The sequence below is a fragment of the Brevibacterium sp. 1718 genome (genome assembly GCF_051131255.1).
GTDB lineage: Bacteria > Actinomycetota > Actinomycetes > Actinomycetales > Brevibacteriaceae > Brevibacterium > Brevibacterium sediminis.
In genome coordinates this window covers 2,749,045-2,769,414 of sequence record NZ_CP186550.1, presented here as the reverse complement: position 1 = coordinate 2,769,414, position 20,370 = coordinate 2,749,045, and the positions used below count along the sequence as shown (strand labels likewise).

20 protein-coding genes and 1 tRNA gene are annotated in these 20,370 nt (G+C 64.8%); 13 read left to right on the top strand and 8 right to left on the bottom strand.

The annotated features are described in order from the left end of the window. Entirely contained in the window at positions 1-603 is a 603-nt protein-coding gene (gene rsmD, locus ACOZ9V_RS12465; RefSeq protein ID WP_172171269.1) for a 16S rRNA (guanine(966)-N(2))-methyltransferase RsmD, read from the top strand. Here rsmD and ehuA read toward each other — a convergent pair. Genes ehuA through ehuB form a run of 4 tightly spaced genes read right to left on the bottom strand, consistent with a single transcriptional unit; the run spans position 600 to position 3,696 of the window. Next, the gene (gene ehuA / locus ACOZ9V_RS12460; RefSeq protein ID WP_181272006.1) at positions 600-1,406 is read right to left on the bottom strand and encodes an ectoine/hydroxyectoine ABC transporter ATP-binding protein EhuA; all 807 of its coding nucleotides are present in this window, start codon (positions 1,404-1,406) and stop codon (positions 600-602) included. The genes rsmD and ehuA overlap by 4 nt on opposite strands. After that, positions 1,393-2,049 (bottom strand): ectoine/hydroxyectoine ABC transporter permease subunit EhuD, encoded by a 657-nt coding sequence (gene ehuD / locus ACOZ9V_RS12455; protein ID WP_259357887.1) that lies wholly within the window; start codon positions 2,047-2,049, stop codon positions 1,393-1,395. The genes ehuA and ehuD overlap by 14 nt, the downstream gene beginning before the upstream one ends. Then, the gene (gene ehuC, locus ACOZ9V_RS12450; RefSeq protein ID WP_139468823.1) at positions 2,049-2,795 is read right to left on the bottom strand and encodes an ectoine/hydroxyectoine ABC transporter permease subunit EhuC; all 747 of its coding nucleotides are present in this window, start codon (positions 2,793-2,795) and stop codon (positions 2,049-2,051) included. The genes ehuD and ehuC overlap by 1 nt, the downstream gene beginning before the upstream one ends. Positions 2,796-2,817: 22 nt before the next feature. Next, entirely contained in the window at positions 2,818-3,696 is an 879-nt protein-coding gene (gene ehuB / locus ACOZ9V_RS12445) for an ectoine/hydroxyectoine ABC transporter substrate-binding protein EhuB (protein ID WP_434590480.1), read from the bottom strand. A gap of 116 nt (positions 3,697-3,812) precedes the next feature. Between ehuB and ACOZ9V_RS12440 the strand changes: the two genes are divergently transcribed. The 8 genes from ACOZ9V_RS12440 to ACOZ9V_RS12405 all read left to right on the top strand — a co-directional run bounded on the left by ACOZ9V_RS12440 (position 3,813) and on the right by ACOZ9V_RS12405 (position 9,597). Next, on the top strand, positions 3,813-4,571 hold the full coding sequence (locus ACOZ9V_RS12440; RefSeq protein WP_139468821.1) for a GntR family transcriptional regulator: 759 nt from the start codon (positions 3,813-3,815) through the stop codon (positions 4,569-4,571). 71 nt (positions 4,572-4,642) lie between these two features. Beyond that, positions 4,643-5,161 carry a pantetheine-phosphate adenylyltransferase gene (coaD, locus tag ACOZ9V_RS12435; RefSeq protein ID WP_434590477.1) on the top strand — a complete coding sequence of 173 codons (519 nt, stop codon included), beginning with the start codon at positions 4,643-4,645 and terminating at the stop codon, positions 5,159-5,161. 3 nt (positions 5,162-5,164) lie between these two features. Then, positions 5,165-6,355 (top strand): MFS transporter, encoded by a 1,191-nt coding sequence (locus tag ACOZ9V_RS12430; RefSeq protein WP_434590475.1) that lies wholly within the window; start codon positions 5,165-5,167, stop codon positions 6,353-6,355. Between the two features lie 119 nt (positions 6,356-6,474). Then, on the top strand, positions 6,475-6,993 hold the full coding sequence (locus ACOZ9V_RS12425; protein ID WP_039210983.1) for a YceD family protein: 519 nt from the start codon (positions 6,475-6,477) through the stop codon (positions 6,991-6,993). Positions 6,994-6,995: 2 nt separating this feature from the next. Beyond that, a complete protein-coding gene (rpmF, locus tag ACOZ9V_RS12420; RefSeq protein WP_025777330.1) occupies positions 6,996-7,199 on the top strand; it encodes a 50S ribosomal protein L32 in 204 nt (67 codons plus the stop codon). Positions 7,200-7,203: 4 nt separating this feature from the next. Beyond that, on the top strand, positions 7,204-7,908 hold the full coding sequence (rnc, locus tag ACOZ9V_RS12415) for a ribonuclease III (protein WP_025777329.1): 705 nt from the start codon (positions 7,204-7,206) through the stop codon (positions 7,906-7,908). A 61-nt stretch (positions 7,909-7,969) separates the two neighbouring features. After that, positions 7,970-8,908: a bifunctional DNA-formamidopyrimidine glycosylase/DNA-(apurinic or apyrimidinic site) lyase gene (gene mutM / locus ACOZ9V_RS12410; RefSeq protein WP_434590469.1), complete on the top strand. Its 939-nt coding sequence runs from the start codon at positions 7,970-7,972 to the stop codon at positions 8,906-8,908. Between the two features lie 293 nt (positions 8,909-9,201). Continuing rightward, positions 9,202-9,597: a DoxX family protein gene (locus tag ACOZ9V_RS12405; RefSeq protein ID WP_181272014.1), complete on the top strand. Its 396-nt coding sequence runs from the start codon at positions 9,202-9,204 to the stop codon at positions 9,595-9,597. 21 nt (positions 9,598-9,618) lie between these two features. Here ACOZ9V_RS12405 and ACOZ9V_RS12400 read toward each other — a convergent pair whose 3' ends face one another. The 4 genes from ACOZ9V_RS12400 to ACOZ9V_RS12385 form a co-directional block, all read right to left on the bottom strand. Further along, the gene (locus ACOZ9V_RS12400) at positions 9,619-10,479 is read right to left on the bottom strand and encodes a CorA family divalent cation transporter (RefSeq protein ID WP_434590466.1); all 861 of its coding nucleotides are present in this window, start codon (positions 10,477-10,479) and stop codon (positions 9,619-9,621) included. 72 nt (positions 10,480-10,551) lie between these two features. Then, the gene (locus tag ACOZ9V_RS12395) at positions 10,552-11,025 is read right to left on the bottom strand and encodes a hypothetical protein (RefSeq protein WP_092012351.1); all 474 of its coding nucleotides are present in this window, start codon (positions 11,023-11,025) and stop codon (positions 10,552-10,554) included. Between the two features lie 89 nt (positions 11,026-11,114). Beyond that, a complete protein-coding gene (locus ACOZ9V_RS12390) occupies positions 11,115-12,899 on the bottom strand; it encodes a BCCT family transporter (RefSeq protein WP_259357896.1) in 1,785 nt (594 codons plus the stop codon). Between the two features lie 282 nt (positions 12,900-13,181). Continuing rightward, positions 13,182-13,254 (bottom strand) — tRNA-Asn (locus ACOZ9V_RS12385). 87 nt (positions 13,255-13,341) lie between these two features. On the opposite strand from ACOZ9V_RS12385, the gene smc reads away from it, so the two are divergent. From smc to ACOZ9V_RS12365, 4 genes are all read left to right on the top strand, one after another. Beyond that, positions 13,342-16,881, top strand: a complete 3,540-nt coding sequence (gene smc, locus ACOZ9V_RS12380; RefSeq protein ID WP_434590461.1) for a chromosome segregation protein SMC — start codon at positions 13,342-13,344, stop codon at positions 16,879-16,881. A gap of 238 nt (positions 16,882-17,119) precedes the next feature. Next, entirely contained in the window at positions 17,120-17,521 is a 402-nt protein-coding gene (locus tag ACOZ9V_RS12375; protein ID WP_025777325.1) for a hypothetical protein, read from the top strand. Between the two features lie 160 nt (positions 17,522-17,681). After that, positions 17,682-18,824, top strand: coding sequence for a signal recognition particle-docking protein FtsY (gene ftsY / locus ACOZ9V_RS12370; protein ID WP_434590457.1), 1,143 nt, complete (start codon positions 17,682-17,684; stop codon positions 18,822-18,824). A 174-nt stretch (positions 18,825-18,998) separates the two neighbouring features. After that, entirely contained in the window at positions 18,999-20,219 is a 1,221-nt protein-coding gene (locus ACOZ9V_RS12365; RefSeq protein ID WP_139908450.1) for an ammonium transporter, read from the top strand. Positions 20,220-20,370 lie beyond the last annotated feature (151 nt).

The following is a 20,370-nucleotide window of genomic DNA, read 5'->3' as shown; positions in this document are numbered from 1 at the left end:
ATGAGAATCATCGCCGGCGCACATAAGGGCGCCAGACTGTCGTCACCGTCGGGGGCGAACACCCGGCCGACGTCCGACCGCGTCAAGGAGTCCCTGTTCTCCATGCTCGACGGCTACGGGGTGCTGCCTGCAGCGAACGTCCTCGACCTCTTCGCCGGTTCCGGTGGACTCGGATTCGAGGCGATGTCGCGGGGCGCAGCACAAGTCGACTTCGTCGATTCATCCCTGGCTGCGACTCGCGCTCTGGAATCCAATGCGGACAAGCTCGGTCTCGACCATTCGGCCGAGGTCCACACCGGGGACGTGCTCCACTTTCTCGCCGGACTGCCCGGACCGGAGAATCCGGAGTCACGCGTCTTCGACCTCGTGTTCATGGATCCGCCGTACCCGTTGGGAGAGGACGCTGTCACGCAGATCCTCAGACGGCTGAGCACACACCTGGACATGGAGTCCATCGTCGTCGTCGAACGTGCCGCGCGTTCGCCGGAGCCGACGATGCCCGACGGGCTGGAGGTCTTCCGTTCGAAGACCTTCGGAGAGACCGCGATCCACTTCGTCCAGTTGGTCGGGGAGCCGGACGAAGTGAGCGCCGCAGAGGATTAGAGCACGCTGGAGAGGAATTTGCGCGTGCGTTCGTGCTGCGGGTTGTTGAAGATCTGATCCGGCGGACCCTCTTCGAGCACCTGACCACCGTCGAACATCATCACGCGGTGAGAGACGTCGCGGGCGAACTGCATCTCGTGTGTGACCAGCAGCATCGTGATGTCCGTGGTCTCGGCGATATCGCGCAGCACTCCGAGCACGTCCCCGACGAGCTCGGGGTCAAGCGCCGAGGTGACCTCGTCGAGGAGGAGGATTTCCGGGTTCATCGCCAGTGCTCGGGCGATCGCCACACGCTGCTGCTGACCGCCGGAGAGACGAGTCGGGTGAGCGTCGGCCTTGTCGGCCAGTCCCACCCGTTCGAGCAGCTCCTTGGCTTCCTTGGTGGCTTCGACCTTGGACTTGCCGAGCACATGGACAGGGGCTTCGATGATGTTCTCGAGCACGGTCATGTTCGGGAACAGGTTGAACTGCTGGAAGACCATGCCGATGCGCGTGGTCATCTCACGCGTGCGCTTCTTCGGCAGTTCCACGCGTTTGCCGCCGCGGTCCTCGTGCGTCAGCGGCTGACCGTCGACGAAGATATATCCGCCGGTGAGCTCCTCGAGCGTCATCACCAGGCGCAGGATCGTCGTCTTGCCCGAACCGCTGGGCCCGATGAGGGTGACGCGTTCGCCGGGAGCCACCGTGAAGTTGAGGTCCTTGAGCACGGTGGTCGGCCCGAAGCTCTTCTCCACATCCTTGAACTCGATCGCCGGGTGTGACGATGCGGAGGCAGTCGTTGGGGTGTTCTCAGTAGGTGGCAAGGCGTCGATCCAATCTCTGAATGAGCAGTGAGGTCGGGTAGCTGGCCGCGAGGAAGATGATGCCGGCCAGTGTGAAGGCTTCCGTGTAGGCGAAGGTCGAACCGCCGAATTCCTTCGCAGCAGTGACGAGCTCGACGACGGAGATCGCGAACAGGAACGGAGTGTCCTTGAACATTGCGACAGCGTAGTTGCCCAGCGACGGGATGGTTGCCCGCAGCGCCTGCGGCAGCACGATCGCAGTGAACGTGCGCACCGGCGGCAGCGACAGCGCAGTGGCAGCCTCGAACTGTCCCGGCGGCACGGCATCGATTCCGGCGCGGTAGCTTTCGGACATGTACGTCGAATAATGGATGCCGATGACGATGAAGCCGATCACCAGCGCGGGTACATCGACGAGTCCTGGAATATCCGCGAACGCGTAGTAGACGAACAGCAGCTGGACGACCAGCGGGGTGTTGCGGATGAACGCGACGATGAGCCGGACGAGCCAGTTGATCCACCGTGGGAGGCCGCGGATGGCGACGGCGAGGATGAGTCCGAGAACGACGGCGATGGCGGTGCCCACGACCGTGGCGATGAGAGTGTTGATGAAACCGCGCAGCAGGATCGGCAGTGCCTCGGCGGCGAATTCCCAATTCCACATCAGAGGTCACCTCCCTTCGCACGCACGGCGTCGGCACGGGCTGCACGCCTGGCCGCACGGCGATCGGTGCGAGAGTTCGGGCGACGGCGGCCGAGAGCTTTCGTCGCTCTGCGTTCGAGGAAGTTCATGAACTCCTGGAGCAGCCATGCAAGTGCGAAGTAGATGAGGAGGCTGATCGAATAGGCGAACATCGTGTCACCGGTCGACTGACGCAGCTGTTCGGTTTTGTCTGTGAGGTCGGAGAGCGTGATGAAGGAGACGACCGCCGTGCCTTTGAGCAGCTGGATGAGCAGCGTCGCCAGGGACGGGATCATCAGTGCCCAGGCCTGTGGGAAGATCACGCGGATCATCCGACGGGTGGGGGAGAGGCTGAGCGCGATGGCGGCTTCCCACTGACCGGGTGCCACGGTCTTGATCGAGGACCGGACCACCTCGGCGGAATAGGCTCCGTAGTTGAGCGCCAGAGCGGCGACACCGCAGGACATGGGGTCGAAATCGACGCCGAGGAGCGGGAGCACGTAGAACAGCCAGAACAGCTGCACGAGCAGAGAGGTGCCGCGGAAGAATTCGACGACGATGCGAGCCGGAATGCGCAGCCAGGCGCTCGGCGAGGTCATCGTCAGTCCGAGGATGAGTGCGATGATGACGGCGCCGATGCTGCCGGCGACCGTGAGGATGATGGTTGTCTGAACTCCCTCCCACAGCTGTGGGAGGAAGTTCAGCAACGTTGTGACATTGTCATTCATGGTGCGTGACTACAGCGCCGACTCAGGAGTCAGCGGTGGGAAGTTCGCCCTTGCACAGCTGATCGGTGGTGATCGAACCGTCGGGGCGCTCTTCCTTCGTGAAGCCGTAGTCGCCGACGACGTCGAGGTACGAGTTCTCATCGGAGACGATCTTCTCGAGGCCCTTGTTCCATTCGTCGCGCAGTTCCTTGTCATCTGTGCGGAAGACCGTGGCGCCGGCTCCCACCTGTGGGACTCCGTCGATCTCCTGGACGAAGGAATCGCTGACCTCGACCCCGGAATCCTCGGTGTTCTTCTCCATCCAGTTGAGCGAGATTGCGGTGAGCGCGAAGACGTCGGCGCGACCGGTGGTCACAGCGTCCATGCCGTCCTGCGGGGTGCCGACCTGCTGGGTCTTGATGCCGAGGTCCTTGGCGTAGTCGGACTCGATGGCGCCGGTCATGGTGGCGAGCTTGACGCCCTTCTCCTTGACGTCCTCGAGGTTCTTCATCCCGTCGAGCTTGCCCTCCTTGGTCATCAGGGCAGTGGTGTACATGAACTCGGGATCACCGAAGGCGGCCTGTTCGCAGCGGTCGGGCAGGATCGACATGCCGGCCGAGATCGCATCGAAGCGATCGGCGTTGAGGCCGGGGATGAGCGAGCCGAATTCGGTGTTGACGCCTTCGACGTCGTCGACGCCGAGCTCCTTGAACACGGCCTTGGCCAGTGCCACCGATGCTCCCTGGAGTTCACCGCCCTCTTCGAAGCTGTACGGGGCTTCACCGGCGAAGCCGACCGTGATCTTTCCGTCGTCGACGGCCTTCTGCAGGGTGGATTTGTCGGAGTCGCTTCCGCCGCAGGCACCGAGGGTCAGCGTCAGCGCGAGGATCGATGTCGCGGCGGCCAGTCCTTTGAGTTTCATGTGCTGTTCCTTCCTTGAACGTCGACACATCATCGTGACGTGCGTCTCTGAAACAGTATTCAATACTCATGTTGTCCGAATGTCACACTGTCTGACAACGTTATATGATCGTGACCGTGACGAATCCTCCTGCTTCCGAGCTGCCGGTGCTGCGCAAAGTGGTCCGATCATCGACGATCGACCTCATTGCGGACCAGCTGCGCAATGCCATCTACTCCGGTTCGCTCGAGCCAGGGCAGTCGATCAACGAGGTGCGCACGGCTGAGCTGCTCGAGGTGTCGCGGCCGTCTCTGCGGGAGGCCCTGCAGCGCCTCATCAGCGAAGGCGTGATGACGCATGCTCCCGGACGAGGTGTGCATGTGAGACGCATGCGCACGGCCGATATCGACGACGTCTATGCCGTGCGCGAGGCGGTCGAATCGCAGGCGGTCAGGCTCGTCATCAGGCAGGGTAGGTCCACGTCACGGATCGGCACGGCGCTGCGAGAGCTCGAGCACGCCATCGAGGACAACGTCGCGCGCACGATCGGCGACGCCGACCTCAACTTCCACCATTCGATCGTCGCGTGCTCCGGATCGGCGCGGCTGACCGACCTCATGAAGGTCTCGATGGTCCACACCCGGTTGCTGTCGCTGTCGGACAAGCGCGGCTATGAGGTCCGATGCGATGTCCTGGACAGTCACAGGAACCTCGCCGAGGCGGTCGCCGCCGGTGACGAACCCCGCTCCCTTGCCATCGTCGCCCGGATCATGGCCGAGGCGGCCTCCCGCCTGCACGGACCGGTTGATGATTTCGACGGGCAGGTGGTCAAAGGCACCGACGCTGAGACTTCCGCCGACGACCAGTGGCTGCGACTGCGGGAACAGACGCACTGACGGTCGCGACCTCACGTGTCCGTCACACGGATCTGCCCGCCTCTGATCGGGGCAGACGATACGATGAGGGCATGAAGGTCGTCTGCCCCGGTTCCTATGACCCGATCACCATGGGTCATCTCGATATCATCGCCCGCAGCTCTCGGATGTTCGAAGAGGTCGTCGTGGCAGTGGTCCACAATCCTTCGAAATCCGGTCGCTTCGACCCGGAGATCCGTGCCGACCTCATCCGCAGGTCCCTGGCCGAAGCTGAACGCACCCGGGAAGCGCAGAACATCACGATCGACCTCGTCTCCGGGGGCCTCCTCGTCGACTACTGCACGAGAATCGGCGCCCCCGCCGTCGTCAAGGGCCTGCGGTCGGGCACCGACTTCGCCTACGAACTGCCGATGGCGCTGATGAACAAGCACCTGTCCGAACTCGAAACGATCTTCGTCCCCGGTGACCCGAAGTTCGAACACGTCTCCTCCTCACTCATCAAGGAAGTCCACGGAGGCGGCGGGAACATCGAAGGCCTCGTCCCCACCTCGGTGCTGGAGGCATTGGGCGGCCGCGGACCCGCGGCCGCGAACGACGACAGCGTCGTCTGAGGGATGAGCGCAGCCGCCGATCCTGCCAATAGGGCCTGGTTCCCGGGCCTCGTCATCCACACCGTCATCGCGCACGCGACGTACAACGGCGTCCGCGTCCTCATCTCCTACCGCACTCTGGAGCTCGGCGGATCAGGAGTCGTCCTCGGTCTCATGACCGCGGTGTACTCACTCGTCCCGCTGCTCACCGCGCTCTTCGTCGGCCGCCTCGTCGACCGCGGGTACGCCACGGCGGTGCTGTGGGTCGGCACCGCTCTGTCGATCCTGCCCGTCGCGCTCGCGGCCACCGCACCCAACCTCGGCGTGCTCCTCATCGCCACGATGAGCCTGGGCTTCGGCCAGCTGCTCACCACGGTCGCCTCCCAGGCGCTCATCCCGCAGAGCTTCCCCGCTTCGAAGCTCACCGCGAAGTTCGGCCACCTCACCCTCGGGGTCTCGATCGGACAGACCATCGGCCTGCCCCTGGCCGGCATGGTCGCCGACGCCACCTCGGGTGATACCGCGATCACGAACGCGCTGTGGTTCATGACCGCACTGTCCGCGCTGACCCTCATCGCCGCCGTCATCGTCATGCTCCGCGGCCGGACCCCTCACGTCTCCCGCGCCGAGGCGGCCGAAGGTGCCATCGCCCCGTTGGCTCTGCTGTCGGTGCGGGGGATGAAGCCCGCGATCTTCGCCTCCATGGCCACGCTCGCCGTCGTGGATCTGATGACCGCCTATCTGCCGCTCATCGGTCAGCAGAACGGACTGTCGGTGACGACGGTGACGTGGCTGCTCGCGGCACGGACCTTCGCCTCGGTGATCTCCCGGCTCTTCATCGGTTTCCTCACGCGGAAGTGGCGGAATCTCTCCCTGCTGTGGACCGCCTCGGCAGCGGCTGGGCTCTGTGTGGTCCTCATCCCCGTGCTCAGCCAACCGTGGACGCTGGCGATCCTGCTCACGATCGCGGGCTTCTGCTTCGGTCTCACCCAGCCGCTGACGATGACCTGGGTGTCGACGCTCTCGGATCCGGCGAACCGGGCCGCGGTGCTGTCGATCCGCTTGGCGGGCAACCGGCTCAGCCAGGTCGCGATCCCATCGGCCGCCTCGGCGCTCACGGTCATCGCCGGTTCGGGGATCGTGTTCACGATCTCCGGCGCACTGCTCCTCCTGGCCGGCGGCGTCACCTGGCGCAACCAGCACGAGAAATGGTGAGCAGGAACACCTGCGCGGCGGGACGGACCCGATTGGTAATGGCCGCTGACAATGATTAGAATGGTGAGTCGCGTGTGAACGCAGGAGCGACATCCTCAAACGCACCAGGAGGACAGGGCATGAAGAACAGATCTGAATTCGTCTATGATCTCAGATCCATGGGATTGCTCGGTCATCCGGGTGAGTGGGAACGGGTGAACACCACCTTGTCGGCTCCAGCGGATCTCAAGATCGAAGTGATCGGGGTTGCGGAAGGTTCACCACTGACGCTCGAGCTGATGTTCGAGAGTGTGTCGGAGGGGATCTACGTGTCGGGCACAGTCTCGGCGACGGCCCGCGGCGAAGACGCGAGGACGCTCGAACCCATCGAGCTGCCTATAGATGTGGACATCCAGGAGATGTACGTCTATGAGCAGGCCGAAGGGGACGAGGACTCCTACGTCATCGACCGGGATCAGCTCGACCTCGAGCCCGCGATCAGAGACGCCGTCGTGATGGCTCTGCCGTTCAATCCCTCGCGGGATGAGAGCGAGGAGTTCAGCTACACCCTGGGGGAGGACCTCGAGGTGGACGAGGACGAATCCGAATCGCCGTTCGCATCATTGAAGAATCTGTTGGAAGAGAAGAAAGAGAGCTAGACGTGGCTGTTCCGAAGCGTAAATTGTCGCGCAGCAACACCCGCCACCGTCGTTCGCAGTGGAAGGCCAAGGCTCCGAACCTGGTCAAGACTGTGGAGAACGGTCGCGTTGTGTACTCGCGCCCCCACCAGGCCAAGGTCGTCGAAGACGCAGCCGGCACCCCGCTGTACCTCGAGTACAAGGGCCGCAAGGTCGCTGACGTCTGAGACTGTGGACACTGACACCACAGCAGCACTGAAGAAGAGTCTCGGGATCGATATTGATCCCGAGACTTTTCGTCTCGCGCTCACGCACCGCTCCTTCGCCTTCGAGGCCGGTGGCATCCCCACCAACGAACGCCTCGAGTTCCTCGGCGACTCCGTTCTGGGCCTCGTCGCCACCGAGTCGCTGTTCTACGACAACCCGGATCTGCCCGAAGGCCAGCTGGCCAAGATGCGTTCGGCCGTCGTCAACACGCGTGCCCTCGCGTCGATCGCCCGCCGACACGGCATCGGCGAGCACATTCTGCTGGGCAAGGGTGAGGAGCTGACCGGAGGCCGGAACAAAGACTCGATCCTCGCCGACACGGTCGAGGCCCTCATCGGCGCGACCTTCGTCTCCCGCGGACGCGAAGAGGCCTTCGCCTTCGTCCACCGCCTCATCGACGGAATGCTCGACGACGCGGTCAACCTCGGGGCCGGGATGGACTTCAAGACCACCCTGCAGGAGGCCGCTGCCGACCTCGACCTCGGCGCCGTGAGCTACGAGATCACCTCGGCGGGTCCCGACCATGCGATGGTCTTCACCGCCACCGCGATGCTCGGGGCGAACAACTGGGGCGCCGGCGACGGATCCTCGAAGAAGGCCGCCGAAGCCGCGGCCGCCGAGGTGGCCGTCAAAGCCATCCGCACCATCTACCCGGACTACCGGCGCTGAGCCTCACCGTGGTCTCTTTGTGCGCTCACGGGCGCATGCCTGATGGAATCGAGGGTCACTGATGCCTGAGCTTCCCGAGGTCGAAAGCGTCCGTCGCGGCGTCGACGAATGGACGGCCGGGACCACGATCACCGGCGCCGAGGTGGACGACCCTCGAATCTTGGGCACGACGTCCCAGCGGCGCATCGATCCGTCCGCGGTCTCCGGGTTCGTTTCGGCCGTGACCGGGGCGCACATCCTGAGGGCCGAACGGCGCGGGAAGTTCATGTGGCTGAGCCTGGGGGAGGGGACTGATCTCTCCACCGCGGACCCGGTCGCTTCACCTGTGCCGAGGCCCGAACTCGGCATCCTCATGCATCTGGGCATGAGCGGACAGCTGCGCATCCACTCGCCCGGCGAGGAGATCCACCGCCACACACGGGCGATTCTGCACCTCTCGGACGATGGAGGACAGCCACGAGAACTGCGCTTCGTCGACCAACGGATCTTCGGCCATATCGGCGTCCAACCTCTCGTCCACGGGTACGGACGGCTCGTCCCCGCCTCGGCGATCCACATCGCCCCGGATCCGCTCGAGCCCGCATTCGATCCGGAACGGGTCGTTGCGGACCTTGCGAGGAAGCGCACGGCGGTCAAGGCAGCGTTGCTCGACCAGACGCTGGTCAGCGGAATCGGGAACATCTACGCAGATGAGGCCCTGTTCCGGGCGGGAGTCCACCCTTTGGCGACACCCGCGCGGACACGGAAGAGCCGCCTCGTTGCGGTGCTCGAATCCGCGACGAAGGTGATGAGCGATGCCCTGGCCATGGGCGGGACGAGCTTCGACGCTCTCTACGTCAACGTCAACGGCGAATCCGGATACTTCGATCGCGCCCTGCTCGTCTACGGGCGCGGGGGACAGGAATGTGTGCGCTGCGGGACGGAGATCGTCAAGATCACCGTCGGCGGACGCGGAACCCACTACTGTCCCGTGTGCCAGAAGCCCCCGCGGTATAGGTAGGCGGTGACGACGCTGGGGTGATCCGGCCTCCGTGTCTCCGGCACGGTGCACTCCAGCTGCCGAGAGCATCCCGCACCGTTGCTCGCAGTCCCTCGCCTTCGCCGCAAGTCCTACAGTCAACGGTCCATCGGTCACCGGCAGCGGCATTATGCACCGCTGCAGCGCGGTGAAATGAAACTCAGGGTGAGGGATGCCGGGCAGGAGGGGCTGTCGAGACCTCCGGCTGCAACGCAGTGAAGCGTAGACTCGGTCGAGAGGTCGCCACCTCGGCGCTCAGGCGGAGAGGATTGCTCATGTTCACGGTTCCAACGATCGCTGCAGGGATCGTACTCCTGCTCGTCAGGGCGGTTCTGACGGTGGCTTTCGTCCGCGAGTTCATGGTCAAGGCCAAGGATATTCCGCGGTTCGCCAAAGCGGATGGGCTCAACGTCCCGACCGCATGGTTCGTCGCCATCGCCGAGCTTGCCGCCGCAGTCTCATTCGCCACCGGCGTCCTCGCTCAATGGGCCGGTCTCGGCGTCGTCGTGCTCATGCTCATCACGACGAGCCTGCACGTCTTCAAATGGCACTCGAAGTACTGGGCCTCGGCGGGCGGTCCCGAATACGACCTGCTCCTGCTGGTGCTGGCCGCGGTCATCACTGCGTTCGGTGCCGGCCCGATCGCCATTCCGGCGCTGTTCGGGATGTGACGTCGATGAGCGCGGGCCGACTTACGACGAACGGGTCAAGCGGCGGATGAAGACGAGGGTCGCCACCGTGAGCAGGCCGGGGATGACGAGGCCGAAGACGATGAACGCCGGCAGGCTGCCCAGACGATCGAGCATCCACTGGAAGTTCATGCCGAAGAACCCCGTCGCCAGGGTCAGCGGCAGGAAGATCGTCGCCACGAGTGTCAGCCGTTCGGACACGACGGAGTCCTGTTCGTTGAGGATGTCGCCGAGCATCGCATACAGTCGCGTGGTCATCGACTGATTCGCCCCGAACGCCGCTGCGGCACGGGCGAGCAGCCGCTGATGGTCCTCGCCGAGGCTCTGCGCGAGTTCTTCCTCGTTCGACAGCAGCCTCTGTTGGGCCGCCTGGGTCTCACCGATTCGGAAGAGCTCGGCTCGCAGTCTCCCCATCGTCCGCCGCCGCGGTGAAGACGCGTAGCCCACGGACTGTGCTTCGAGCTCTTGGCACCGATCATCGATCTCGTCGAGTGCCTCTTCGCAGCGGCGCGCCACGATGAGGATGAGCTCGACGAGCACGGTCCACGTATCGCCGGCATCGGCAGGAATCTTTCCCGCGATGGAGTCCAGGGCCTTCTTCTCACCGATGACGAGCAGGCCGCGCTCACGGGCGTGGAGCTGCAGCGCATGGTGGGCACGATCCTCGTCGAGGACCTGCAGCACGAGGCTGATCTGGTCGTCGACGACCGCAGCCATCGGCCGCCCCGGCCCAGGATGTGCGGTGTGCACCGTCAGGTCGAGGCTATTGGCCGCCTCATCCGTCAGCTCTCGGTCTTCGGGGGTGGCGAGAACGCAACGTGTGTCGGCTGTGTGCTCACGCAGCGCCTCGATGCTGTCGATCACAATCATCAGTCTCGCCCTCCGTCTCTCGCCGTCAGCAGTGCCGCATGCGAACACAGTATCAAGACGTCAGTGTCAGAATGCCCTCGCAAGATACGCTTTGTGGCCGTCGATGAGCGCGCGTTGCGCCTCGGTGTGGTCAGGTGGGGAGAGAATATTTGCGGGGTTCGTCGGAGATAACCACAGTGAGTCGATTTCGACGATCCGACCGTCTCGCAGGCGCGCTGCCGCAGCCAGCCGATAGCGTGAACCGGGAACCGGTAGGAGAATGCGGTCGAGATCCCGCCAGGCGATCCGATGAGGTCTGCCGGTGAAGCCGCACCAGATGAACTCCTCAGGAGTGATCTCCAACCGGGCGCGGGCTCCTAAGTGGAAATTCACCCACGCGCCGATGAGCGCGATGACCGGTGTGAAGAGGAAGATGAGAAAGAATGGTTCGGCGAAGATTGCCAGGAGGATCACCGTGATGAACGCGAGAATCGCCATGACGACGAGCATCCAGCCGATGAATGTCGAGATGTTCCCCTCGCGTCTGATGACTCTGTTCATCTATCGACGTCCTTTCCTTCAAACCACCTGACGGCGGCCCAGCAACCTCGCGCGAGGTAGCTGGGCCGCCGTCAGGTAGCAATTGGGGGTTAGTTCTTTGTGGAGGTGTCCTTGTCCTCGTCCGGTTCGTCCTCGATCTGGAGTTCCGAGGTTTCGAGGCCGAAGATCTCGCCGTCGTACTCGTCGACCGCGGTGGCCACCGAGGTCTCGAGCACGTGTGCGGCCAGCTGCTCCTGGATGATGAGCGGATCCTTCGACAGGTCCTTCCACACCGCCACGCACAGCAGCAGCATGACGATGACGAACGGCAGGGCGGAGACGATGGTGATGTTCTTCAGCCCGTCAAGCGCCTCGGCGGGATCGGAACCGCCCGCCAACAGCATCACCGCAGCCACGGCACCGGTCGCGGTGCCCCAGAAGATCACGAGGCCCTTGCCGGGCTCCTGCATGCCGTTGGCCGACAGCGTGCCCATGACGATCGATGCGGAATCCGCACCGGTGACGAAGAAGATCGCGATGAGGATGACCGTGACGATCATGAGGATGATCGCGATGAGGTTCGGCAACGGCAGAGCGCCGAGGAGGTCGAACAGAACCGTGTCCATGTTGATGTCCGGTTCTCCGTCGACGATGCTCGCCAATGCCTTGACCGTGCCCTCGCCGCGTTCAGCGCGTTCCTGGATGCCGATGGCACCGCCGCCGAAGATCGCGAACCAGATGGTCGAGACGACGGAGGGGACGATGAGCACACCGGTGACGAACTGACGGACGGTGCGACCGCGCGAGATGCGCGCGATGAACAGGCCGACGAAGGGCGACCATGACACCCACCAAGCCCAGTAGAAGACCGTCCACGACGACAGCCACTCATTGACACCCTGCCCGTCGGCAGCGGTGCGTGAAGCCAGCTGCGGCAGATCCTGGATGAACGCACCCACCGAGGAAGGGATGACGTTGAGGATGAACAGCGTCGGACCGCCGATGAAGACGATGAGGGCGACGATGACGGCGAGCACCATGTTGATGTTCGACAGCCACTGGATGCCCTTCTCCACACCCGAGACCGCCGAGGCGACGAATGCGGCCGTGAGGATCGCGATGATGATGACGAGCACCGGTGAAGTGACCTCGGACATGATGCCTGCGGACTCGATGCCGCCGCCGATCTGGATGGCACCCAGACCCAGCGAGCAGGCCGAACCGAACAGAGTCGCGAGGATCGCGAGGATGTTGATGACCTTGCCGCCGATTCCATTGACGGCGCGTTCGCCGAACAGCGGGGTGAACATCGACGAGAACAGCTGCGAGCGTCCCAGACGGAACGAACCGTAAGCCACGCCGAGACCGACGATGGCGTACATCGCCCACGGGTAGAGCGTCCAGTGGAACAGAGTCGTTCCCATGGACGTGCCCATCGCCTCGGCAGTGGAGCCGTCGACGGTGTTCGGGGGAGGCGACATGTAGAAGAAGAGAGGCTCGCCGACCGCGGAGAACACGAGTCCGATGCCCATGCCCGTGGCGAACATCATCGCGATCCACGAGGAGGTCTTGAACTCCGGCTTCTCATCGTCCTTGCCCAGCGGGATCCGTCCGAATCGGCTGACGGCGACGACGATGACGAAGATCGTGAAGATCGTCGCGGCGATGACGAAGAGCCAGCCGAAGTTGTCCATCACTCCGGTCAGCAGCGTGCCAGCCACATTGCCGAGGCTGTCGGGAGAGACGAAGCCCCAGACGACGAATGCGACGGCGAGGATGCCCGCCGCGAAGAAGACCACCTTGTCCAGACCCTCACGTTTGAAGGGCCGGAGCGCGGTCGTCGGATGCTTCAGGTGCTCGATGAGCTCCTGAGTCTTTGTATGTTCACTGCTCATAGTGATCGGGCCGATCGCGGGCGGGTCCTCGGTGACACGAATGAGAACGGCTGCCGCCTCGGCGTTCCTTCCTTGAATGGACTGCATCGGACAGGTGGCCGAAGGGATCCGAGCCGAGTGCACCCGAACACCTCTCACACATGATCATGACAGACCATGGGCGATGATGGTCGGAATTCCCTCATCTCGGACCACCATCGGTCGCCTTTCGCTGTGCTTCACCGCCACACAGGTGCGGTGAATAGTGAGGGGCCCTGCCGCGCACGACAGGGCCCCTTCCAGCTCCCCCGGCTGGGCTCGAACCAGCGACCCTTCGATTAACAGTCGAATGCTCTGCCAACTGAGCTACGGAGGAAAACGGCGCAGTCGTCTACGCACGAGGAGAAACTCTACCAAAAGATTCGGGATCTCGCCGCCGCCTGCGGATATGCTGGTGCCCAATATGCATCTCAAAAGCCTGACACTGAGGGGATTCAAGTCCTTCGCCTCGGCAACGACCCTTCGATTCGAGCCGGGAATCACCTGCGTCGTCGGACCCAACGGCTCGGGCAAGTCCAATGTCGTCGACGCCCTGTCCTGGGTGATGGGCGAACAGGGTGCGAAGAATCTGCGCGGCGGAAAGATGGACGACGTCATCTTCGCCGGAACCTCGAAACGTCAGGCCCTGGGACGCGCCGAGGTGACTCTGACCATCGACAACACCGACGGGGCCATCCCCGTCGACTACACCGAGGTGACCATCTCGCGGACCCTGTTCCGCACCGGCGGATCCGAATACGCCGTCAACGGGGCACCGGCGAGGCTGCTCGACATCCAAGAGTTGCTCAACGACTCCGGCCTGGGCAAGGAGATGCACGTCATCGTCGGTCAGGGCCGCCTCGACGCGATCCTCCATGCCGACCCGCTGGAGAGGCGCAGCTTCATCGAAGAGGCCGCCGGGGTGCTCAAGCATCGCCGCCGCAAGGACAAAGCGGTCCGCAAACTCACCGGACTGCAGACGAACCTCGACCGTCTCACCGATCTGCGCACCGAACTCAACCGGCAGCTGGGGCCCTTGGGACGGCAGGCCGAAGCCGCCGCGAAGGCAGCGACCGTGCAGGCGACGCTGCGTGACGCCACCGCCAGGCTGCTCGCCGACGACGCTGTGAGGACGCAGTCCTCCCTGGCCTCGACGAGCGAGGGCGAAGACCACAGCGACCGCATCGCCGAACTCGACCACCGCCGCACCCGCGCCGAGGCGCGCCTGTCGGAGATCGAAGCCCGGCTGTCCGAACTCGACAGCGAACTCGACGTCCAACGCACCGCCGAATCGCGGACACAGACGCAAGTCGTGCGCGCCCAAGGACTGAGCCAACGTGCCGCGGACAAGCGCTCCCACCTGCTCTCGGAGGTCACGAGCCTCGGGCAGAGGGAAGCGAAGTCACCCGAAGAGCTGCGCGCCCAGGCCGAACGCAACCGCTCCGAACTCACCGACGCCGAGGCGGCCGTGACCGAGAAGACGAACGCACTCGAGGCCAGCCGGCAGCGGAAGGAAGAGCTCACCCAAGCCCTGCGCACCGCCGAAGACGAGGTCAAGGCCGCACAGATCGCCATCACCGAAGCGGTGAAGAACCGCTCGGCGCTGCAGTCGAAGCAGACCCAGGCGGCCGAGCGGATCACCGACCTCAAGACCCGGATCGAAGCCAACCGCGCAGAGATCGACACCGTCACCGCCCGCATCACCGAGCGCAGCAGGGAACTCGAAACCGCCGAGACCGGCGTCGAGGACGTCGAAGCCGGTGAGACCGAACTCGACTCCGCGTACGAGGCCGCGCAGGAGAGCCTCGAGAAGCTGGAGACCGAACGCACTCAGCTGCAGGAGCAGCGGGCGCAGGTCGCGTCCGAACTGTCATCGGCGAAGGCCCGCGCGGAAGCCCTGGCATTGGGCACCGCCCTGGAAGCCGACCTCGAAGACATCGTCAATGCGGACCTGCCGGGAGTGCGCACCGCTGTGACCGAAAGACTGAGTGTCGACCACGGGTTCGAAATGGCCGCGGCCGCGGCCCTGTCGACAACGGTCTCCGGCGTCATCGTCGATGACAGCGCAGCGGCGCTGGCAGTGCTCGACCACCTCAGCGAGGACACGAACGTGTCACTGACGATTCCCGCCGGAGTCGAACCAGCAGCAGGGAAGGGCGGTGGGACCACCCTTGACGCTCTGCCGGAGCTGCCTGCGTCAGAAGGCCTGCGATGGCTCTCCGACGTCGTCGACAGCGACGTCCCCGAACTGCGTGCTCTGCTGGCCCGGGCGCTGCACGGTGTCGTCTGCGTCCCCGATGCGCGCACCGGAATCGAACTGACCGCGGCCCGGCCCGAACTCACCGCTGTCACCGTCCACGGTGAAGTGCTCACCGCGACCCGCATCAGCCGGGCCCGCACCGCCTCGGGCACACGGCTGGCCTCACAGACCGCGCTCGAGGACACGCATTCACTCATCGCCGACCTCGACGACCGGGCGAGGAAGCTCGACGCCTCCATGACCGAACTCGAACCCCGCCTGACCGCCGCACGTGAGGAATCAGCCGCAGCCCTCGATGCTCTCCATTCCTCGGACGCGAAGATCATGGCCGCGGCCGAAGAGGTCTCGCGCATCACCGGTGAGATCGGTGTGGCTCGAACTCGCCTGCAGCGCGCGCAGGAGAACGCGACCGAACTCGAATCCCGCCTCGCCGCCGCCGAACGGGACTCTCAATCGGCCGCGGCAGCACTGGCCGGAGCCGCCGAGGTCGACGAAGTCGTCGATACCGCCGCTCGGGATGAACTCAGCGCACAGGTCGCCCAAGCTTCGGAAGACCTCGTCGAAGCCCGCATCAGTCACCGGTCGGCTGCCGACCGGGCCCGGATCCTCAGCGACCGGGTGGACTCCCTCCTGCGGGCGGCGAAGGCCGAGGAAGCGGCGCGGGAGCAGACGCAGCGCACTATCGCGAAGAAGAAGCGGGCGGCAGCCTCCGTGCAGCTCATCGCCGAAACCGCGGCCGAAGCCGCGGAGCTCGCCGCCTCAACGGTGGCCGAACTCGGTGAGGCGATCCAGGTCCTCGTCGACGAACGCGGCGGTCTGCGCGAAGAGAAGGGCCGCCTCGGCGAGGATTTGGGATCGACGCGAACCCAACTGCAGAAGCTCAAGGACGCTGCCGCCGAAGCCGAACTCGCGAAGGAGCGTTTCCGACTTCGGCTCGAGGAGATCGCGCACCGATCGGAGGAGGAGACGGGGTTGGGAATCGACCGCCTCATCGACGAATTCGGGCCGCATCTGCCCGTTCCGTCGTTCGAGGAGGACGTCGAGGACCGGCCGTATGTGCGCGCGGAAGTGGAGAAGCGGCAGAAGCAGGCGGCGTCGCAGCTCAAGCGCATCGGCACGGTCAATCCGCTCGCGCTCGAGGAGTATGAGGCGCTGAAGGAGCGGCATCAGTTCCTCGAGAAGCAGATCGCGGACATCGAATCCTCGCGCAAGGACCTCATGCAGCTCGTCGAGGAGGTCGACCGGCACGTCGAACGCGTCTTCGCCGAAGCCTATGCGGATACGGCGCGGGAGTTCGAGGACATCTTCTCCCGTCTCTTCCCCGGCGGTGAGGGCGCATTGAGCCTGACCGATCCGAACGATATGCTCACCACCGGCGTCGACGTGCACGCCCGCCCGGCCGGCAAGAAGGTCAAACGTCTGTCTCTGCTCTCCGGAGGGGAGCGGTCGCTGGTGGCCGTGGCCATGCTGGTCGCGATCTTCAAGGCCCGGCCGAGCCCGTTCTACGTCATGGACGAGGTCGAAGCGGCCCTCGACGATCTCAACCTCTCGCGCCTGCTCACGGTGTTCAAGGAGCTGCAGGACTCCTCGCAGCTCATCGTCATCACCCACCAGAAGCGGACGATGGAGATCGCCGATGCCCTCTACGGAGTGACGATGCACGGCGACGGGGTGTCGAAAGTCATATCGCAGCGGATTCCGTGATCGGCAGTCCGCTCTTCGGCCGGCGCGCCCGAGGTGGCAGGCCCGCCGCTGGGGCACAAGGCCGTTTGACGGTGATGCCCAGGACAGTCCCAGGGAATTTTGCAACTGCCGTACGGCGGGCGAGCACAATAGTCGTGGCCGGGGACTATAGACTTGGGCCGAGATACAGGTATTCGAAGAACGTGAGGAGCGGGACGTCCATGGCCGAGGCTGCTGTACTGCGAGGTGGCTCGAGGGCATGAATTCGGTACTTGTCGTCATCGTCGGACTCGCGATCTCCTTCGCCCTGGCACTCGTCGTCGTCCTCCTCGTGGCTCTGCCCGGCCTGCGCGCCGAAGGACGCCTGCGATACTCCTCCGACGTGCAGCGATTCCGTCTGCCGCCCGAGTGGACTGGCTACGACGACGAAGTCCACGAATTCTTCGGCCACGATGACGGCACCTCGCACCTGGCGACCAGGGAACAGGCGGCGGTGACCGCGATCCGCGATCACTCCTATGTGCTCCGCCCCCAGCCCCGACGCCATGCGGCGCCCTCACTCATCACGGTCCGCCCGCGCACCCGCCACTGGAAGATCCCCGAGTCGGGAACCGGGTGGAAGACCACCGCCGGGCTGCTCTTCGGCAGCCGCGGATCCTGATCTGAGACCCATGCGGCCTCGAGCGGTCGAGGCCCACGACAACGGAGACCGCGCCGACTGATTCCGGCGCGCTCACCGACACACTGACACCACCGGAAGAGTCCGGGAACTCGAGTGCCGGCGGCCCGAACGGCGGCACTCAAAGGAGGACGGAAGAACCATGGATCAGCCGATCATCTTGCTCATCGTCGCGGCGATCGTGTTCGCTCTCGTCGTCGGCGTGGGCATCTCGCTGCGCGTCAACGCGCGCAAGAAGGGCCTCGATGACAGGCGCGGCATCGATGCGGAGGTCACCGGTGAGCTGAGCATCGATGACGTCGCCGAGGCGGTCGAGAAGGACAAAGCCGAAGCGCGCGGTTCCGAGGTCCCCACCGAACCGGCCAGCCGCCTCGTCCGCCTGCGTGAACGCCTGGCGAAGTCGAACAGCGGGCTCGGGCGCGGACTGCTCAACCTCCTCTCCCGTGACAACCTCGACGAGTCCGCCTGGGAGGAGATCGAGGATACGCTCATCCTCGCCGACGTCGGCGTCGAACCGACGACCGAGCTCGTCGACCGCCTGCGCGAACGCGTCAAGGTGCTCGGCACCCGGGATCCCGAAGAGGTCCGCGGGCTGCTGCGCGAAGAGCTCATCAAACTCGTCGATCCGACGATGGACCGCTCGCTCGCCGATACCGGCAAGGGCGGTGACCCCTCGGTCATCCTCGTCGTCGGGGTCAACGGTGCCGGGAAGACGACGACGGTGGGCAAGATCGCCCGCGTGCTCGTCGCTGAGGACAAGTCCGTGCTGCTCGGCGCCGCGGACACCTTCCGCGCCGCCGCGGCCGAACAGCTGGCCACTTGGGGTGAACGTGTCGGCGTCGAAACCGTGCGCAAGGAAGAAGGCGCCGATCCCGCCTCGGTGGCCTACTCGGCCGTCGAGAAGGGACAGGCCGACGGTTCCGACGTCGTCCTCATCGACACCGCCGGACGTCTGCAGAACAAACGCGGACTCATGGACGAGCTCGGCAAGGTCAAACGGGTGGCCACCCGACCGCTGGGGGAGGGCCACGACATCGACGAAGTGCTCCTCGTCCTCGACGCGACCACCGGTCAGAACGGCATGCAGCAGGCTAAGGTCTTCGCCGAGGCGGTCGACATCACCGGGATCGTGCTCACCAAGCTCGACGGCACAGCGAAAGGCGGAATCGTCGTCGCCGTCCAGCGTGAACTCGGGGTGCCGGTCAAGCTCATCGGCCTCGGCGAAGGCGCGGACGACCTGGCGCCATTCACCGCCGAAGGGTTCGTCGACGCGCTGCTCGACTGATTTCGCACACCGAATCTGCGAATGGATTCTGCCGGGTCTCACCCTTGTGAATGCTGGGTGAGACCCGGCTTGTCATAATCACGAAACATAGCCGAATCATCACTGTGACATGCGTCATGGAAACTGTCTCTGCGCGGTTCGATCCGGAACCGGCTTCGACAGATGAGAGACGACATGGAACTCGATGCAGTGAACGTATGGATGATGGTCGCGGCAGGGCTGGTCCTGCTCATGACCCCCGGGGTGGCGTTCTTCTACGGCGGGATGACGCGCATCACCTCGGCGATCAACATGATGATGATGGTCTTCTCCGCAATGGCCGTCGGCGGGCTCGTCTGGGTGCTCTACGGATACGGACTGAGCTCGGGTGATTCGATCGCCGGGCTCGTCGGCAATCCGCTGTCCCAGCTCGGACTCACCGGTGCCGTCGCCGACGACCCCGCCTCGCTGATCTCGATCGGCTACGGTTCGACGTTCGCGATGATCGCGATCGCACTCATCGCCGGTGCCGTCGCCGACCGAGCGAAATTCTCCACCTGGCTGGTCTTCTCCGCCGCCTGGGTGACGCTCGTGTACTGCCCGCTGGCGTTCATGGTCTGGGGCGACGGACTGCTCAGCGAATCCGGAGCGATCGGCAGCCTGTTCGGACCCGCCATCGACTTCGCCGGCGGCACCGTCGTTCATATCAATGCCGGCATCTCCGCACTCGTCCTCGTCGTCGTCATGGGGCGCCGCGCCCGCTTCTCGACCCCGCACAAGCCGCACAACATCCCGATCACCGTGCTCGGAGCGGCCCTGCTGTGGTTCGGCTGGTTCGGCTTCAACGGCGGTGCCGCCTCGACGATCGAACAGGGCGGACTCATCTGGATCAACACCCTGGCCGCACCGGCAGCCGGCATGATCACCTGGATCATGATCGAACGTCTGCGGGCCTCGCGGCCCTCCAGCATCGGCAGCGTCTCGGGTGCGATCGCCGGCCTCGTCGCAATCACCCCGGCGTGCGCCAACGTCGATCCCTACGCCGCCGTGCTCATCGGCATCGCCGCAGGAGCGGGAGCGATCTTCGCCGTCGAAGCGAAGAACCGCCTGCGCTACGACGATGCTCTCGACGTGGTGGCCGTCCACCTCGTCGCGGGAATCATCGGCACCGTGATGATCGGCTTCTTCGCCTTCCCCCACGAGGACGGGCCTGCCGGTCTCTTCTACGGCGGCGGACTCGAACTGCTCATCGCACAGGTGCTCGCCTGCCTCGTGGCCATCGTCTTCGCCGGACTCGTCACCCTGGCCATCTCGCTGGTGCTGCGGCAGACGATGGGGCTGCGGATCGACCCGCGCGAGGAGCTCGAGGGCATCGACACCTACGAGCACGCGGAGCAGGCCTACTCCTTCCGGTGATCGCGGCCGCCGGCGCCGGCTTCCCCGAGCGCCGGCTTCCCCGGCCGCCGGCCGCGGCCGGCTGAATTTCGGCCATCACCTCTGCGGCGAGCAGCATCCCTCACCGCTCCTCGCAATCCGCCTTGGTGCAACGAGTGGGTATGCGACTGCC

Bases quoted from the DNA above. Each gene is read 5' to 3' on its own strand.
- rsmD (WP_172171269.1), top strand. From the start codon at position 1: ATGAGAATCATCGCCGGCGCACATAAGGGCGCCAGACTGTCGTCACCG.
- ehuD (WP_259357887.1), bottom strand. From the start codon at position 2,049: ATGTGGAATTGGGAATTCGCCGCCGAGGCACTGCCGATCCTGCTGCGC.
- ehuC (WP_139468823.1), bottom strand. From the start codon at position 2,795: ATGAATGACAATGTCACAACGTTGCTGAACTTCCTCCCACAGCTGTGG.
- ehuB (WP_434590480.1), bottom strand. From the start codon at position 3,696: ATGAAACTCAAAGGACTGGCCGCCGCGACATCGATCCTCGCGCTGACG.
- coaD (WP_434590477.1), top strand. From the start codon at position 4,643: ATGAAGGTCGTCTGCCCCGGTTCCTATGACCCGATCACCATGGGTCAT.
- ACOZ9V_RS12430 (WP_434590475.1), top strand. From the start codon at position 5,165: ATGAGCGCAGCCGCCGATCCTGCCAATAGGGCCTGGTTCCCGGGCCTC.
- ACOZ9V_RS12425 (WP_039210983.1), top strand. From the start codon at position 6,475: ATGAAGAACAGATCTGAATTCGTCTATGATCTCAGATCCATGGGATTG.
- mutM (WP_434590469.1), top strand. From the start codon at position 7,970: ATGCCTGAGCTTCCCGAGGTCGAAAGCGTCCGTCGCGGCGTCGACGAA.
- ACOZ9V_RS12405 (WP_181272014.1), top strand. From the start codon at position 9,202: ATGTTCACGGTTCCAACGATCGCTGCAGGGATCGTACTCCTGCTCGTC.
- ACOZ9V_RS12395 (WP_092012351.1), bottom strand. From the start codon at position 11,025: ATGAACAGAGTCATCAGACGCGAGGGGAACATCTCGACATTCATCGGC.
- ACOZ9V_RS12390 (WP_259357896.1), bottom strand. From the start codon at position 12,899: ATGAGCAGTGAACATACAAAGACTCAGGAGCTCATCGAGCACCTGAAG.
- smc (WP_434590461.1), top strand. From the start codon at position 13,342: ATGCATCTCAAAAGCCTGACACTGAGGGGATTCAAGTCCTTCGCCTCG.
- ACOZ9V_RS12375 (WP_025777325.1), top strand. From the start codon at position 17,120: ATGAATTCGGTACTTGTCGTCATCGTCGGACTCGCGATCTCCTTCGCC.
- ftsY (WP_434590457.1), top strand. From the start codon at position 17,682: ATGGATCAGCCGATCATCTTGCTCATCGTCGCGGCGATCGTGTTCGCT.
- ACOZ9V_RS12365 (WP_139908450.1), top strand. From the start codon at position 18,999: ATGGAACTCGATGCAGTGAACGTATGGATGATGGTCGCGGCAGGGCTG.